17 protein-coding genes are annotated in these 16,718 nt (G+C 51.4%); 9 read left to right on the top strand and 8 right to left on the bottom strand.

Annotated elements, in window-relative coordinates; all coding sequences use genetic code 11:
• The 5 genes from VEI96_09165 to VEI96_09145 all read right to left on the bottom strand — a co-directional run.
• The coding region (locus tag VEI96_09165) for a DUF438 domain-containing protein (GenBank protein ID HXX58155.1) at positions 1 to 850 on the bottom strand (850 nt) is incomplete at its 3' end.
• A 131-nt stretch (positions 851 to 981) separates the two neighbouring features.
• Positions 982 to 1,635, bottom strand: coding sequence for a phosphate ABC transporter ATP-binding protein (locus VEI96_09160; GenBank protein ID HXX58154.1), 654 nt, complete (start codon positions 1,633 to 1,635; stop codon positions 982 to 984).
• Positions 1,632 to 2,273 (bottom strand): ABC transporter permease, encoded by a 642-nt coding sequence (locus VEI96_09155; protein ID HXX58153.1) that lies wholly within the window; start codon positions 2,271 to 2,273, stop codon positions 1,632 to 1,634. The genes VEI96_09160 and VEI96_09155 overlap by 4 nt, the downstream gene beginning before the upstream one ends.
• 187 nt (positions 2,274 to 2,460) lie before the next feature.
• On the bottom strand, positions 2,461 to 3,285 hold the full coding sequence (locus VEI96_09150; GenBank protein HXX58152.1) for an extracellular solute-binding protein: 825 nt from the start codon (positions 3,283 to 3,285) through the stop codon (positions 2,461 to 2,463).
• Positions 3,286 to 3,375: 90 nt separating this feature from the next.
• A complete protein-coding gene (locus VEI96_09145) occupies positions 3,376 to 4,152 on the bottom strand; it encodes a substrate-binding domain-containing protein (protein HXX58151.1) in 777 nt (258 codons plus the stop codon).
• A gap of 160 nt (positions 4,153 to 4,312) precedes the next feature.
• Between VEI96_09145 and VEI96_09140 the strand changes: the two genes are divergently transcribed.
• The 5 genes from VEI96_09140 (at position 4,313) to VEI96_09120 (ending at position 10,119) form a co-directional block, all read left to right on the top strand.
• Positions 4,313 to 5,218, top strand: a complete 906-nt coding sequence (locus VEI96_09140; protein HXX58150.1) for a selenium metabolism-associated LysR family transcriptional regulator — start codon at positions 4,313 to 4,315, stop codon at positions 5,216 to 5,218.
• A 67-nt stretch (positions 5,219 to 5,285) separates the two neighbouring features.
• On the top strand, positions 5,286 to 6,290 hold the full coding sequence (locus tag VEI96_09135; GenBank protein ID HXX58149.1) for a 4Fe-4S binding protein: 1,005 nt from the start codon (positions 5,286 to 5,288) through the stop codon (positions 6,288 to 6,290).
• Positions 6,291 to 6,462: 172 nt separating this feature from the next.
• Positions 6,463 to 7,158 carry a thioredoxin fold domain-containing protein gene (locus tag VEI96_09130; protein HXX58148.1) on the top strand — a complete coding sequence of 232 codons (696 nt, stop codon included), beginning with the start codon at positions 6,463 to 6,465 and terminating at the stop codon, positions 7,156 to 7,158.
• Positions 7,159 to 7,371: 213 nt separating this feature from the next.
• Positions 7,372 to 8,160: a hypothetical protein gene (locus tag VEI96_09125; GenBank protein ID HXX58147.1), complete on the top strand. Its 789-nt coding sequence runs from the start codon at positions 7,372 to 7,374 to the stop codon at positions 8,158 to 8,160.
• Between the two features lie 1,149 nt (positions 8,161 to 9,309).
• Positions 9,310 to 10,119, top strand: coding sequence for a hypothetical protein (locus tag VEI96_09120; GenBank protein HXX58146.1), 810 nt, complete (start codon positions 9,310 to 9,312; stop codon positions 10,117 to 10,119).
• A gap of 320 nt (positions 10,120 to 10,439) precedes the next feature.
• Here VEI96_09120 and VEI96_09115 read toward each other — a convergent pair whose 3' ends face one another.
• The 3 genes from VEI96_09115 to VEI96_09105 form a co-directional block, all read right to left on the bottom strand.
• Positions 10,440 to 11,006: a YSC84-related protein gene (locus tag VEI96_09115; protein ID HXX58145.1), complete on the bottom strand. Its 567-nt coding sequence runs from the start codon at positions 11,004 to 11,006 to the stop codon at positions 10,440 to 10,442.
• A 509-nt stretch (positions 11,007 to 11,515) separates the two neighbouring features.
• Positions 11,516 to 12,241: a carbonic anhydrase gene (locus tag VEI96_09110; GenBank protein HXX58144.1), complete on the bottom strand. Its 726-nt coding sequence runs from the start codon at positions 12,239 to 12,241 to the stop codon at positions 11,516 to 11,518.
• A gap of 143 nt (positions 12,242 to 12,384) precedes the next feature.
• Entirely contained in the window at positions 12,385 to 13,644 is a 1,260-nt protein-coding gene (locus tag VEI96_09105) for a diguanylate cyclase (protein HXX58143.1), read from the bottom strand.
• 139 nt (positions 13,645 to 13,783) lie between these two features.
• Between VEI96_09105 and VEI96_09100 the strand changes: the two genes are divergently transcribed.
• The 4 genes from VEI96_09100 to VEI96_09085 form a co-directional block, all read left to right on the top strand.
• Positions 13,784 to 15,526: an NAD+ synthase gene (locus VEI96_09100; GenBank protein HXX58142.1), complete on the top strand. Its 1,743-nt coding sequence runs from the start codon at positions 13,784 to 13,786 to the stop codon at positions 15,524 to 15,526.
• Between the two features lie 37 nt (positions 15,527 to 15,563).
• Positions 15,564 to 15,848: a hypothetical protein gene (locus tag VEI96_09095; GenBank protein ID HXX58141.1), complete on the top strand. Its 285-nt coding sequence runs from the start codon at positions 15,564 to 15,566 to the stop codon at positions 15,846 to 15,848.
• A gap of 31 nt (positions 15,849 to 15,879) precedes the next feature.
• Positions 15,880 to 16,350 (top strand): ferritin family protein, encoded by a 471-nt coding sequence (locus tag VEI96_09090; GenBank protein ID HXX58140.1) that lies wholly within the window; start codon positions 15,880 to 15,882, stop codon positions 16,348 to 16,350.
• An 80-nt stretch (positions 16,351 to 16,430) separates the two neighbouring features.
• The coding region (locus VEI96_09085) for an SAM-dependent methyltransferase (GenBank protein ID HXX58139.1) at positions 16,431 to 16,718 on the top strand (288 nt) is incomplete at its 3' end.

Here is a 16,718-nt window from a genome sequence, read left to right as displayed (position 1 = left end):
TGCCGTACACGAGGGGCACTTGGAGCTCTGCCGTCTGAGCCCTCGCGTACTTCAGGGTCTGGCGTATATCGTCATGAATCGCCCACATCACTTCGGAAGGACCAGAAATCCCATGGACCTCAAGGACGGGAAAGAGCTGGTTCTCCTTGCGGAGATAATGGAGGTTGATCGACGAGAGACGCTCGATGAGATCGAGGAGTTCTTTTTTCTGCTGCCTGAAGACTTCTTTCTCCGGAGTGTCGCAGAGCCTTTCGAGAGCAGCCTTGAGCCCCTGAACAATCGTCTCGGCCGTTCTGTTCTCCTTCATGAACGTATGGATGGGATGTCCGGGCGGAGCAGAAGGGACCTCCCGCTCCCCCAAGGCTTCCTTGAAGACCTCCACATGGACATCGCAGAGGCGTTTTATCTCGCTTTCGGGCATCCCTTCTTCGATGAGCTTCTGTTCCATCTTCGCTATCTCGGTAGCATCGATGTCCTTGATGAGCTCATAAAACCGCTGTTTCAGGACAGCCATGTCCACGCCCTTATGGAGGTCCCGTATGATCCCCTTCAGGATCTCCTGACGCGCTTCAGCGTCCTCCACCGGTCCGGACGGCCCCGCCTCGGTCGAGATCGCGACTTCCACTCCTGTCTTCGCCTTTATCTCCGATGCGATTTCAGAAAGCAGGGTCCCGAGCTCGATGCCCCCGATGTGCGCCACGTGAGAAAGAGGGGCCACCTTCCCTACGGTCTTCCTCATGACCGTGCTCTCCAGCATCTTGAACTTGGGCGACCGCTTGATAAAGAAATCAAGCAGGAACGGATAGTCTCTCAGCAGGTCGTCGATCTTTGTCTTGGCGCTCAGCTCCATCGGAATTCCTCCTCAAATGTTACGAATGAAACCTTTTCGAATCTGCATATATCTTACCAGGAATGCGGGGACCTTGCATTGACATAGATCATATCTCCGGCGAAGGCGTACGGATGAGAAAAGGAAGGCTCTTAACCCGCCGAAATCTCTCCATCACGCATGATGAGCATATAATCGGCGAGTCTCTCTGCCTGTTCCCCGTCATGGGTCGTAATCACGACCGCTGAGCCGCCCTCTTTTTTCATCTTCAGGATTATCTCTTCGATGATCTCCGTATTCTTCCGGTCGACGGAAGCGGTCGGCTCGTCAAGGAAGAGGACCGCCGGTTCGATTACAATTGCCCTCGCTATTCCGAGACGCTGGGTCTCTCCGGAAGAAAGGGTGAGGGCGTTCTGGTCTCCCTTATCGAGCAGTGCCACAAAATCGAGGGCCTTCTCCACCTTCTCTTCAGTCTCGCCCCGCTTCATGCCCCTGAGCCGCAACCCGTACGAAACATTCTTAAACGCGGTCGTGTTAAAGACGCCGACTTTCGGCAGCACGAGGGTTATCATGCGTCTCAATTCGATATCCTTCTTCAGGACGCGACCGCCGTCAAAATAGGTGATCTTACCGTGGTCAGGGTCCTCAAGGAGGGCACAGAGCCTGAGGAATGTCGATTTCCCGGACCCGTTCGGTCCCATGAGCGCGTAAACCCCGCCCCTCTCGAAGGAGTAGGAACAATCCTTCAGGACGGGATTTCCCTGATAGCTCTTCGTAACATGATAAGCGCCGAATGTGAGGTTCATCTCTCGATACCAGCCATGCCTCTCCTCTGAACAACGTGGAGCACGAAATTTATGATGAGAGAGATCGTCAGGAGTATTATGCCGAGTGCGAGGGCGAGCTCAAAGTTCCCTTTGTCCGTTTCGAGGGCTATCGTAGTCGTCATGACCCTTGTATAGCCCGCGATATTGCCCCCCACAATGAGTATTGCACCGACTTCGGCCATCACCCTTCCGAAGGCGGCGATCACTCCTGACATGATTCCATACCGCGCCTCCCTGATGATCGTCAGTGAAACCTGAAAAGGGGTGGCTCCGAGAGTCATCGATGCCTGCCTGATGATATGGTCAACGCCCACAATGGCAGAATGGCTGAGAGAAGATATGATCGGAAATGCGAGGATGGTCTGGGCGATCACCATCGCTGTCGCGGTGTAGAGCAAGGCCATGAAGCCGAGGGGGCCGCTCCTCGACAAGAGGAGATAGACAAACAATCCGACCACCACGGGGGGAAGACCCATGAAGGTATTGAGCGCCGTAATGATGAGTCTCTTCAGAGGGAAACTCCTGAGAGCGAGGAGCGCTCCGCAAGGGAGGCCGAGTAATGTTGCGACAATAAGGGCGGAGCCGGAAACCTTGAGGGAGAGAACGATAATCCCCAAGAGTTCTCTATTCAGATGCAGGATGAGTGAAAATGCCTTAATGAAACTTTCGAGTATCGAAGTCATGGTCTAGACAGGCAAAGAAGGCAGGCAGCGAGTTGAAAGAGCCTAACCTTCCTGCCCGCCTCATCTCTCGACTTTCAGAGCTGCCTCTGTGTTTCAGTTCAGGCAAGCATCCGGCACACCCTTATTTCGCATCGGGGATGAAAAGGGCGTTGCCGTGGCTGTCCTTGAAAGAGGCGATGGCCTGCTGGCCTTCTTTCGATATCAGCCAGTTGATAAATTCCGTCGCCTCTTTATATTTAGCGTGCTTATGCTTTTCCGGATTCACCGCCATCACGCCATATTGATTAAAGAGGATAGGATCTCCTTCAAGGACGACCACCATTTCGAGTCGGTCCTTGTCTTTCGTCGCGAGCCATGTCCCCCTGTCGGTCAGGGTGTAAGCCCGCTTCTCATTCGCGATCCTCTGGGTCTTTTCCATCCCCTGGCCCACTTCGAGATACCACTTCTGACCCTTCGGCTCTATCCCGTCTTTTTTCCAGATAGACAGTTCCTTGGTGTGGGTGCCGGAATTGTCTCCGCGAGAAACGAAGGAAGATCCTGAATCCGCGATCCGCCTGAAGGCCTCGGCGGCAGACTTCATTCCCTTTATCTTCGCGGGATCATCAGGAGGGCCTATGATGACAAAATCGTTATACATAACATCATGACGGTTCACAAAAAATCCTTCTTCGACAGCCTTCAGCTCCTGCTCCTTCGCATGGACGAAGGCGACATCGGCGTCCCCTCGCTTTCCCATCTCGATGGCCGCCCCCGTGCCTCTCGCAACGACCTTCACCTTGATGCCGGTCTTTTTTTCGAATTGGGGCAGCAGGTAATCAAAGAGCCCGGAATTCTCCGTGCTCGTGGTCGACGCACAGATGATCTCGGTCCCGGCAGATACCGGCAGTATGCCCAAGACAAGGGCGCAGATTCCCGACACGAAAAGCAGTGTTGCTACCTTAACCATAGTCCCTCCTTATTCATCGTACTGCTCTGCATAAGCATGCCGCAAACGAACAAGCCACCGAATCTCATCTGTCCTCCTCTTCTTCCGGCGTTACTTTTTCTTTTTTATACCAGATGAAACCGCATCGGGATAGAAGAGGTTGACGCCATGCTTCTTGTAATCAGCGATGATACGCTGTCCCTCCGGTGACGTGACAAAAGCGATGAAATCCATCGCCTCCCTGTACCGGGCGTCGGGAAATTTGTCGGGATTTACTGCTATCACGCTGTAGCGGTTCTTTAAGAGCGGATCTCCTTCAAAAAGGACCTTTAAAGATAGTTTGGATTCATAATTGAGGAAGGTCCCCCTGTCACAGAGTGTATATGCCACTTTCTGGTTCGCCACGAGAAGGGTGTCCCCCATCTTACTGCCTGTCTCAAAATACCAGCCCTTTCCCTTCGGATTCACCCCGGCGTCATCCCAGATGTCCAATTCCTTTATGTTCGTGCCTGAATCATCTCCGCGGGAGACGAAAGAAGAGCCGGACTCGGCGACGAGCTCGAAGGCATCGATCGCGCTTTTTACGCCCTTAATGCCGGCAGGGTCTCTGCCGGGTCCAAGGAGGACAAAATCGTTATGCATAACAGCCCTTCTGTTCACGCCGTATCCTTCTGCTATAAACTTCTCCTCCCTGAAGGGATCATGGACAAAGAGCATGTCTGCCTCTCCCTTCTTTGCAACCCTGATAGCCCTGCCCGTTCCGACCGCAATTACTTCCACTCTTAGATCATAACGAGACGATTTCTCATAAGCCGGCAGCAGAATATCAAAGAGACCGGAATTCTGGGTACTTGTGGTTGAAGCAATAATCAGCTTTGCCTTACTCATGCCACACCTCCTTGCTCATTGTTTTTTCAGCATAGTTATTCTCAACCGACTTGGTCAAATTTATTCCAATCATTCCTCATATGAAAATCTTTCATATTGGTTCGTGGTACAATGACTCTCGGAGAGACCCTATAGAGATAGAGAGGCGCGCGGAGATTTCATGGAAGACCACAGGTTAAGGGCATTCTGCCTCGCCATTGAGATGAAGAGCTTCTCAAAAGCTGCTGAGGCAAAATTCATGACTCAGTCTGCAATGAGCCATCTCGTAAAGAAACTTGAGGACGAGCTGGGCGTACAACTCTTTATCAGAAAGGCCAAAACGGTGATACCGACACCCGCCGGACGGCTTCTCTACGAGCATGCGAAACGGATTCTCGAGCAGTTCAAGAAGATGGAAGATGATATCCTCGCCCTGATGCAAAAAGTGAAGGGCGCGTTGGCCATAGGCGCAGACATTACTGCTGCAACGTATCTGCTCCCTCAGGTATTCTATGGCTTTTCGAGGGAATATCCCGAGGTGAAGGTGGACCTTTCGGTATCGTCCACCATGAGCATAATGAATGATCTTCATGAGGGCAAGATCGATATAGGGGTCATCGGGGGAGGGGCAAAGAAATCCTCGGTCTTCATAGAGGAGATTGCAGAGGACGAGATAGTTATCATAGCGTCAGACGACAATCCCCTGACAAAGATAAAGACGCTCACCGCAGAAGACCTCCTATCTCAGCCATTTATCATGCCCGAGACAGGCTCGGGCACGAGAGAATTGATCGACGGTTTCCTTCTAAGGCTCGGAGTAAACCTTGGGCAGATAAGGATAGCCATGACCCTGGGGAATCCGGAGTTGATCGTCCAGATGGTGCAATCGGGTTTGGGGGTAGCTTTTGTTTCAAAATGGTCTGTCTTCAAGGCTACACAGGAGGGCCGCATCAGACTCTTACCCCTGCAGGGATCCAAACTTCGGAGAAAATTTTATCTTGTCAGCCCCCAGAAAGAGCCCGCAACAATGGTCGCCAAGACTTTCCGCAATTTCGTCAGGAAATATCGATTCTTCGTTCCGTTCTAACCATGCGGTTAGCATATCATGATTAAGATCATTGTCGTTGCGACGTGTAAAGAAGCTATAATAAAAGATGAGCCGCGAGAGGAGATACATCAGGACATTCCGGTATGTCATACAACTCGCATTTCTCCTCTTCGTGCTTTTCATAGGGTATCGTTTCTACCAGTTCGTTCTTCATTTCGAAAATAACGCCTATCCCTTTTTCGAGAGACCTTCCTCAGTTGACGCATTCTTGCCGATATCAGGCCTCATGGCGCTTAAATACTTCCTCTTCACGGGAGTGGTAGATCCCGTCCATCCGGCGGGCCTCATTCTGTTCGTCTCGGCGATGGGGGTCTCGCTCGTCATGAAAAAAGGCTTTTGCGGTTGGATATGTCCGGTAGGAACCGTCTCCCAGTTTTTCTGGATGACCGGCAAAAGGATATTCGGGAGAAACTTCAATATCGGAAAATCGACCGATACCTCCCTGAGATCCTTAAAATATATCCTCATGGCTCTCTTCCTCGTCTCGATAGGGATTATCATGCCCCTCAATATGATCGTACTCTTCTTCATCACCGACTATTACAAGATCGTCGACGTGAGGATGCTGAAATTCTTTACGGAGATGTCTCAGATCACCTTCTGGGTGCTCCTGGTCCACTGCGGGCTCTCTCTCCTTTATAAGAACTTCTGGTGCAGGTATCTCTGCCCCTACGGTGCGCTCCTCGGGCTGCTGAGCTACCTGAGTCCCTTTAAGATACGGCGGAAGGAAGAGAACTGCGTGCACTGCCATTCCTGCACCGAGAACTGTCCGTCGCTCATCGTCGTGGAGAATCAGGACACGGTGAAATCTCCGGAGTGTTTTGCCTGCATGACCTGCGTAAGCCGTTGTCCTTCGGAAGGGGCCCTCGATATAACCCTCGGTACGCGGAAAAACAGCAGGACTCTCAGGCCCTATCTCTATCCGATTATTCTCCTCCTCATCATCTTTCTTACGATCGGTGCGGCTATGGTTACCGGAAACTGGCATTCTCAGTTGCCGTATGAAGAGTACCAGCGCATCATCCCCGAGTTTTCAAAGCACGGGGACTGAAGTGACTCACCGCCCATGAGGCGATTGAGAAGCCCGTTCGGATCGACAGCACGCCTCACGCAAAAGACCTCGGCTCTTTACGAAATCCGCACCCTCATATTGAAAATCCTAATTCCCTGTGGTACTCTCCTATATGCCTTCGCAGCAATCACCGATCGTTAAGGAGAAAGAAATGAAACAGATTATCCTCTTGGTCTCTCTAGTCTTCATCGCCTTCGTAAATGTCTCGTGTTCAAAACCGGATTACAAGAAGATTACGACCGACTTCATAGCGTCTTCAGCGCAGGTCAAGGATTACGCGATCAGGGAAGTGGCGGATACGACTTCCCCTGACTGGAAAGCCGTCGTCGTCTATGTCAAGGAGGGAGCCGCAAAAATGCCGGTCCTCATCTTCATCTCGAGCGACGGCAAGTCCATAGTGCCGAATTCGATGGTCTATGTCAACAACAAGCCGATTTTTACAAAACAGCTCGAGCCGGAACTCGGCAGAATAGGATTCAAACTCACCGAGAAGGACAGGATCGTTTATAATCCGTCGGGCAAACAGACGGTCTTCATGTTTTTTGACCCGGACTGCCCCTACTGTAAAGCGGCCATGGAGAAGATCCGGAGCTACACAGGGGAATACCGGGTGATCGTGAAGTTCTTCCCGCTCGAGCAGATTCATCCGGGAGCGACCCAAAAGGCGGTTCAACAGCAGGCAGAATGGCTGAAGAAGAATAGGAAAGACCTCACGAGAGAGGTTGATATCCTGAGAGAGGCGACGAGAATGGTCGAAGAAGACATCACGGAGGCCCAGAAAGCGGAACTGACGGGAGTTCCGATATACGTAATGGCAGACGGCACCCTGAAACAAGGACTGTTCTAGCCTCGCAGATCAATTACGATTGGGCTGTAAGAGCCGGGACTTCGCCGACGAGCGAGGTGCGACTGACAATGGATTCCATTCTAAAGCGTGCTCATACAGGATGGGTTACCAGAAGAACAATCCTTCCTGTATCACGTATATTTACTATTTGATATAATTGTGCGTGGCACAGGCAGTCAGGGATCTCACTGACCCTTTGAAGGAAGACAGATTATGAGGAAACTCTTGCGGGTGGGATGTTTTTTCGTGGTCTTTATGGTTGGTGTGGCCACGACAATGGCTAACGCGTTCACAACCGTATTCACAACATCCTGTCGCAACGTGGACTTCTCTGTGAATGACAGCGGTGGTTTCTACGTGAGGAATACCCAGATGCCGCCGGGAGCCGGTACCCCTCCGGGAGTAGATGCGTCATCTTCCATTTCAGGCTCCGGTTTTCATCTGACTGCCACAGGTTCGGGTTACTCGGACGCGGGTATAGTTCTTTTCTTTAACAGTGGAATCAAACTTAATGATTTGCAGGGTGTGTCTGTTGTCAGCACCGGGAGTAATCCAACAATAAACCTATGGCTTGACACAAGCGGTGATGGGCATTTTTTTGCCTTTGATAGCGCCGGCCTTCTCACCGGATTAAATGGTGATAGCTATGGCTCGGGGAATGGCGCTACGCTCAATGCAACCTCCTCAATCTTTATGCAGGCGGGTGACGGGGCTGGACAGACGTATACTTTGGCCCAGCTTCAAAGCGGAGTTGTTCCCGGCATAGATGGAAATACGCCGATCTCACTATGGATTGGGATTACAAATAGCAGCGGCGGCCCTTCAAATATATCGAGCGTTACGGTCTCGACTGTCAACGGACCAGTCGACGGCGGATGCAGCGTTAGCGCTCCCAGCGTTAGCGTGCCCACTCTTACCGAATGGGGCATTATTATATTTATGTTGGCTGCAGGATTAGGCTCCGTTTGTCATCTGAGGAAACGGAGGAGAAGAGAACGCTAGGGCGCTTTCGTCGAATTAAATCACTCGGGGCAAGTGAATAATCTTGCCGCTTTTTTTTTGCATGGTATAGGTAGTAGTATTTCCACCTGTTTCAAATCGTCATATTTATAATGGTTTCCCGATGATCTCATATCTGAAGGGCTTGTTGACTTATCTGAGACATGAAAGTATAGTTTGACCAATGATATTATAACTTTCGGGAGGGGAGTCAAATTATGGATAGTGTCAGCACTGAGTTGACCAGGTTTGGTCTCATACTGGATAAAGCTCTGGGATTGCAATTTGGAATTAGCTTTATTTTTGGAGGTCCGATTACCGTAGCATTGTCACAAGTCGCCCTTGCAATTCGGGAGCTGGCAATCAATTCTAGAAAAGAGTATCGCTCGTCCGATTCTGACTATAAATCCCTCGATTGGATTGCAACGATCTTTTTCTCTATCGGATGGGTCATGTTAGGAGCGGGGGTTATTCTGGTTCTGAAGTCGTTGTAGATTCCTTTCTCCGCGTCTTAGGCCTGTTAAATGAAAGAGTGCTAGTCAAATGAAGAAATCGCGAAATGAAAAAGAAGATGAAGTAATATCACCCTGTGTTAAGAAGTGTTCGCTCAATGAGAACAATATTTGTCCGGAGTGCTATCGCAGCATTGATGAGATCGTTTCGTGGACTGATGCCGACAACCTTATCAGGCGAAAGATACTCGAAGCCGCAAAACTCAGGCGAGCTCGGATCACGGGATAAAAGTCGAAATAGCCTTTGCAGCCCCCAAAGAAGATGTCCTTCCTGTGCTCGAACCTATGTACTCGCCAATCAATCATCTCTTCCGCTCCATGTTCTCTCTCCTCTAGATGGTTCGTCCCAATTTAGTCGTGGACAGTCATGAGAAGCTATCTTATTTCCTCGATATAATTTTATCACCCAAAAGCAGTCTGCGATAGTGGTGAATTGCCGCATCAAACATCTAAATGAAAGCATTATTGACAAAAACCCAAAATCACAGATTATAATCGGAGGCAATAAAAGTACACCTATGTTAATTTGACTGAGGAGTGGAGATGCGAATTTTCGGGCTAATGGCGGAATATCTTGCAGTGAGGGCTTTGGGAACTGTGAGAACTCCGCGTCTGGTACTCAAAATTGAATCTTAAGAATTTGAACATCTTATTTTTTCTTTTCCTGCTGTATGCGCTTGGCTCCAGCGGGGTGCGGGCTGATGACGGAAATATGACCGCCCCAACGCAGCCGGACCTGGTCAAACAAGCCAATGCGCCAATATCGAGTATTCTGCAAGTCCGGTTTCAGGATAGCTACGCTCCCCAATTCGCGGGGTTGGAAGGGCATGGCAACACATTCACGATTGGTGTGACCATGCCATTACCTGAATACCGCCTGCTGCCCTTTCCTCAGCTTTCGCTCTTAACGATTCCAGTGGCAGTCACACTCCCCGGCAATGCGACAGGGTTCGGCGATCTAAAATTCGTCGACGTTGCCATATTCAATGAGGAGCATAGTGTACTATGGGGAGTTGGGCCGGCCTTCATATTTCCGACGGCTAGTTCGTCTGTCACTGGTCAGGGCAAATGGCAGGCGGGACCAGCTGCGGTGCTGGCGTTTGTGCCAGAGCGGTGGCTGGCGGGCGTGCTTGTGCAAAACCTGTTCTCTTTTGGCGGCGATCCCGATCGTGCAAATGTGAATCAAATGATTCTGCAACCCTTCGTTTCCTACCAATTAGGAAAAGGCTGGTTTGTCAGATCACAGCCCCAGATCGTCTTTGACTGGAAGACCGGCAAGCGGCTGTTGCCGCTTGATCTCGGAGCGGGACGTGTTTTCAAGATCGGTCGGCAAGATGTGAGCTGTTTCGTCGAGGCGTTCAAGGACGTCTCGTACAATGGGCCAGCGCCAAAATATGGCATCACACTAGGCTTAACGTTGTTGTATCCCGACTTTTGGGGTGGTCGTTAAGTGCTGCGTTGCCGGGCATTGGCTTGATAGCCTTTCACTAGCCTGCTGGCCAAGCCGTTACGTTTATTCAGCTGCTCTACCTCTTAATCTATTTTTGATTTGAAAAGATCGGCTTCCAAGCTTCCTGAATCCGGAGGGAGTTTCTGTTCATCTGGCATTGACATTGGGAGCCACGGACGGGGAATCAGGTGAAACAGTGGACGACTCACGGGTATTACCCTGAGAACTGTTTTCGCTCCTGAAAACGAGGCCGAGCATTGCTTTTCATTTCCGAGATTGCCCGGCCCCTAAGTCACTTTCATGTATTGCCAAAATCTGTCTCAGTTCAGTGTGTCATCCTTGTAATACTTGGCACCGGTAATACTGACACCGACGATAGCTCCGGTTCCGCTGAGTTGGTACATGGTCATGCCGGGCGATACCGTCGCTCCCATTTCAGCGCCGCCGCCTTGAGTGCTCGTCTGTGCTGCCGCTGCCGTGCTGCCTCCGAACTCCCAGCCGGAATTCACGAAGTTGTTGAGCACAGCCTGAGTATCGAAGACAAAAATGACCTTGAATTTCTGGGCCCCGAATCCGTACCCGGGCTGAAGCTCGACCATCTTCATGAAGGTCTCATGCCGCGTTTCGTTGTTTATCACAATGCCATGGCCGGTAGCCGAACCCATAAACAGAAATTTCATGCCGAAGTCGCTGAAGACCGCATATCCGGCTGCCTTATGTACCCTCGATCTCGCTCCCGGGTATTGTCCGTAGAGCTCTGAGAGGGTCCGGTTTGCCATGTCCCGAATTGATGCCCGCTGCTCGTTTATCTCGGACTGAGTCGTAGGGGTGGTCGCACAGGACAGCAAAACCACGCTTAGGATCACCACTGCCAATCCAATCAGCATAGGAACTGTTTTTCCTCTCATTGTTTTTCCTCTCATTGTTTTCCCCCTCCTCATTCCGTGTCGGCTGCCCCGCCGAGGGCGGGTCTTTAGCACCTGCAAACTTACTTGTCAAGTTATACACATTATATCATTCATGCTTTCTTTCCTGTGGACAGCTGATTGTTGAACCATGCGCGTACCAATAGAATTGTGAGAACCGATCGTAACTGAGCTGTAGCGCATTTTCACTGTGTTGAGTTCGTGCAGAAGTCTTGCCAAGGAGCAAAAATCTGCCTGTTTCTTGTACTGGATGTACTGCTTGCTAGTTGCAGTTTCTTGAACGTGTCATTATGTCGGTGCACTCGATATTCTGACAATTTGAGAAGGGAGTGATTCTTTTCCGAGCGAACGATCAGTTCGCCTTTTCGTTCACCTTCAGTGGGATCGGGTATGGGCAATGATAGCAAAGCGGGGCAAAGGCTGCCCTGCCCGTTTAGACAAGTCTCAGCATCACCATTATCGACTGGAGATTACATCGCGCTGCTGTTCGTATCGACGAAGACCTTGATTTTGTCAGCGCTCGTGTCGCCGTTCACGTTAATAATGGTCAGCTTTCCATATCCCTGTTTGAGGTCATTCGCAAAGTCATACACCGCACCGACAACGACAAGGTCTCCATCCTTAACCTCAGCGCCGAACTTCTTCATCGCATCCGCAACCTGATTGTTCACATTCTTCTTCACCCCTTCGAGCCAGTCGCCGCCCTTCGCTATCGATATGGTATCCAGTTCCTTCTTTATGGCGGAGGACTCCTTCGAATAATCGCCCAAGGCAGCCTTGATCGCCCCGCACCTCACATGACCGACAATGAGGAGCAGCGGCGTATGGAGGTGATGCACCCCGTACTCTACAGAGCCTTCTGCGGTCGCAACCTGGTTGCCGATATTCCTTATGACGAAGAGGTCATTGTCCGGGGTCTGATCAAGGGCATGCACATGCACCCTTGAATCAGAACAGGAGACGACGGTCGCCTTAGGATGCTGCGATTCGAGGAAAGGGTTGAAATATTCCGCTCCGTGCTTCTTCATAAAGTCGGCGTTGTTTGCGAGGATACGGCTGACGATTTCCTTGACCTGCTGGACTTCGGCCTGTGACCCGTGATGACCCGAATGCACCGCCTGCTCAGCAGTGTAGGCCTGACTGAAGATCAACAGGCCAACTAAAACGAAACTTGCGATTATTCCCTTCTTCATCATTATTCCTCCTTCACCGGTTATGCATTGAGATACGTTCTCGAATCTTGATTATCGGTCTTTGAAGTCTACACTATATTGGAGCGAGGTTACAACTGTTTATCGGGGCGGCAGAGCCTCACGGAAATCAACGGGCAACAACATTCTCAGGACGAGGCGACCCTGTCCCTCCCCTCCTGTTTGGCCCTGTATAACGCCTTATCTGCTCTCCTGAGCAGGGCATCGATACCCCGGTCTTCATCTCTCAGCATAGTTATGCCGGCGCTGACAGTAACGGTCATCTCTTTCGAACCGTCGCCGATAGGTTCGTCTCTGATGATGGTCCTCATCCTCTCGGCGATCCTGCCGGTCTCTTCAATATCGGAATCAGGCGAAACGATAAGGAATTCCTCCCCGCCGATCCTTCCGACGAGGTCATAGTCCCTGAGGCTCGATTGCATCCGCTTAGCCACGGCACGAAGTATGACGTCTCCGAACTGGTGCCCGTAAAGATCGTTCAGCTGCTTGAAATTATCGAGATCGAGCATAATCACGCCCAGTGACTTCTCGATGCGCCTTGCCCGCTGGAATTCCTCTCCCAATCGTCCCATGATATACCGCCGGTTTCTTAGTCCCGTCAACTCGTCGGTGATCGAGATATGCCTTAGTTTTTTCCTAGATTCATGAAGCCGTAAAACAAGCCTCCAGACCATATAGTAGAGGGTCGACATGAGAAGCACAACGGTGAATATCAAGAGGAGCATCAGCATGATCCTGTTTGTGCGCATCTTTTCTTCCAATCCGCCGAGCGGTATCGTGACGCTTATGCCCCCGCGGATATCTCCCACCTTGTATCCCTGCCGTTCGTGGCAGGCGAGGCACGATTGTTCCACAGAGAGAGGTGCCATATACCTGAATAGAGGTGGAACGATTGTCCTGTCCACGCTCGAGACCTCCTTCTTACCGCCTTCAAATTCCAGAAGCGCGTCACGCTCGAACCTGTCCGGTGAGTTCTCGCTGTTTATCGGTTTGAGGCTGGTTATGTGAAATCTTACCCCGCTTCTTTTCCCGATAAGTTGAGAAATCTCCTTCGTCATAAGGGCGGGATTCCGCATCGTCAAAACCCTGTTGTTGCTGCAGACTATGTCCGGTTCGATGCCTACCTCTTTCAGATAAAGATTTGAGCCGACACCCTCCTTCTTCTCCACATAGACGCCGCCGTGTTGTGCGTTCCATATTCTCGTCTGCAGGATCAGGTCAAAATATGATCTCGCCTCATCCCTGATGGTCTCGAACATCAGGGCATCGCTCCTGAGATAGATACCGAAAAAGATTGCAGCGATGAAGAAGAGCACAATCAGGCTCAAGGATATGAAGAAGACCTTTACTTCCCGAAAACCCTTAAACAACTTCGGCCATAATCGCAAGGCCTTACGAACCTCCTTGGAAGAGAGATAATCGCCTCCGCACATTATAATATATCGGGCGAAGAAAATCGCTGACGGTGACAGCACAACGATGGCCGGCTCGCCTTTACAAATCGGCTCCCTTTCATTATTATTAGTCATGAGGACGCTGAGACTCGCCCTTGCCCAGATCAACCCGACCGTCGGGGATTTAGAGGGCAACACGGAGAAGATCATTCAGTACATACGGAGGGCAGGAGAGTCCTCTGCCGATATCGTCGCCTTTCCCGAACTCTCCGTCACCGGGTATCCCCCCGAAGACCTCCTCCTGAAACCGCAGTTCATAAAGGACAACATCGAAGCCCTCGGGAAAATCAGGGAGGAAGTGTGGGATATAACCGCCATAGTCGGTTTTGTCGACAGGAAAGAGGACATCTATAATGCCGCCGCGATCCTCCACAACAGGACTCTTACGGATGTCTATCATAAGATGTATCTGCCCAATTACGGGGTCTTCGATGAATACCGGTATTTCCAGGCAGGGACCCGGTTCCCCGTATACAGCATCAGGGATTTCAAATTCGGCGTGAATATCTGCGAGGACATCTGGTATCCCGACGGACCGGCTCACGTGCAGTCCCTTTTCGGGGCTGAGTTGATCATCAACATCAACGCATCCCCCTACCATTTCAGGAAGGCTGCATTCAGGGAGAATATGCTCTCCTCGCGCGCAACGGATAACGCAGTGATCATCGCCTATCTGAATACCGTCGGCGGTCAGGATGAACTCGTCTTCGACGGACACAGTCTCGTCTGCAGCGAAAAAGGTGAGATCCTATGCAGGGGGAAACAGTTCGAGGAGGATTTGCTCATAATCGACCTGAACGCCGATGCCGTCTTCATGCGAAGACTCCACGACCCTCGAAGAAGGCGGGAGGCCGTCACTGCGGAGGGGTCACGGTCGGAGCGAATAACCATTTCGCGGGAGAAAAGGCAGAAGACAGGAAACCCGCTTCCGGCAAGGGTGAGCCGGGTCTTCGATCCCGCTGAGGAAGTCTATAGCGCCCTCGTCCTCGGGACAGCCGATTATGTGAGGAAGAACAGGTTCAGCGGCGTGGTCATCGGTTTGAGCGGCGGCGTCGACTCGAGCATCGTCGCCGCGATTGCGGTGGATGCCCTCGGGAATGAGAACGTGAAAGGGCTCTTCATGCCTTCGCCTTATACCTCGAAGGAGAGCAGGGAAGACGCCTTCGAACTCGCAGGGAATCTCGGTATCGAACTCTTTGAGGTCCGGATCGCAGAGATATACCATTCCTATCTCAAGGTTCTCGAGGCCCGTTTCGGGGGGCTCGCACAGGATACGACGGAAGAGAATCTTCAGGCCAGGATACGGGGCAACATCCTCATGGCTTTTTCGAACAAGTTTGCCTGGCTCGTCCTGACGACGGGGAACAAATCCGAGATGAGCGTCGGCTACGCTACGCTCTATGGCGACATGGCCGGCGGGTTTGCGGTGATCAAGGACGTTCCGAAAACGATGGTATATAAGCTCTGCGAATGGAGGAATGAGAAAGGGTCCGGAAAGGTCATACCGGAAAGGGTGTTGACAAAAGAGCCTTCGGCTGAACTCAAACCCGATCAGAAAGACCGCGATATACTCCCTCCCTATGAAGTCCTCGATCCTATCCTGAAGGCATACGTCGAAGACGACAGGAGTTTCGAGGAGATCCTGCCCGCGGGCCTGAGCCTGGGCTGCGAAGCGAAGTGCGTCGAAGAAGTTATCAGAATGATCGACAGGAGCGAGTATAAGAGGAGGCAGTCACCGCCGGGCATCAAGATAACGGGGAGGGCCTTCGGCCGGGACAGGAGATTCCCGATAACAAACCGTTACAGGAGCTATTAGGAGCAGGCGGAGAAACGAAAAGCCGGGGAGGATTTCGATGATTTTTTCTCAGAAATTATTTCATACAATTACCGCCGTTTCACTCTCTCTCTGTCTCTCCGCTGTTTTCTCTTCTCCGGGAATTCTTCTTGCCGCCGACAATGCCGTTCAGGTTAAGAAGCAGCCCGACATCCAGCAGGTGAAACCCCGGAAGCCGGTAAAGATCAAGCTCCACAGGACCGCGAAGGGCGAATATTCATGGGACCTTACCGGTGACGACGTCGACGAAATCGTAAAGGCGGACAAGAAGTTGCGAAAACTGCTGAAACTCGATACGGAATAACCGGTCACGATTCGGATAGAGGAGGCGATACATGGAAAGGTTTTCGATACGGGAAGTCATCGACCAGGCCGTACAGACGGAGAGGTTGGGATACCAGTTTTACACGACCATGGCGGAGAACTTAAGGCGGGACGAAGGACTTGCGAAGCTCTTTTCGAACCTCGCCGCGAAGGAGCAGAGGCACGAGAAGACATTCAGCGAGCTTGCCGGCATCATAAGAGATGACGAGCCGGAGAACTGGGAAGAGGCCGAACAGTACCTCAGGGCTATCGTGGAGTCCGAGTTCTTCCTCGGAAAGAACAAATCCCTTCCGTCCCTCGCTCACGTGAAGACCGTTGAGGACGCGGTGAACTTCGCGCTCGGCTTCGAAAAAGAGACCCTCCTCTATTTCTACGGTATACGGGATGCTGTGAAAGAAAGGGAAATCGTGGATGAAATCATCAACGAAGAGAGAAGCCATATCATGTGGCTGAATAGATTTAAGGGCAGTTTCAAGAAATAGAGTATCGCATGGCACAGCCTGATTCCAACCCTTCGCATTAACGCTTTTCAGCGGCGTATCTCACTTTAGAGACGAGGGACATGAAAGGCATCCTCTACATCGTTTCTACCCCTATCGGTAATCTTGAGGACATAACGCTCAGGGCTCTAAGGGTCTTGAAAGAGGTCGATATCGTCGCCGCCGAGGACACGCGCCACTCTTCAAAACTCCTGAACCACTACGGCATTTCGAAGCCCCTCATGAGCTACTGGGGAGAAAAGGAAAAGGTGAAGTCTGAAGAGGTGCTGCGGAGGCTCCATACTGGAGAGTCCGTAGCCCTCATCTCCGATGCGGGCACCCCCGGGATTTCCGATCCGGGAAGCGTCTTG

The sequence above is a fragment of the Thermodesulfovibrionales bacterium genome (genome assembly GCA_035622735.1).
Taxonomy (GTDB): Bacteria; Nitrospirota; Thermodesulfovibrionia; order Thermodesulfovibrionales; family UBA9159; genus DASPUT01.
This window is presented reverse-complemented; position numbering and strand designations above follow the sequence as displayed.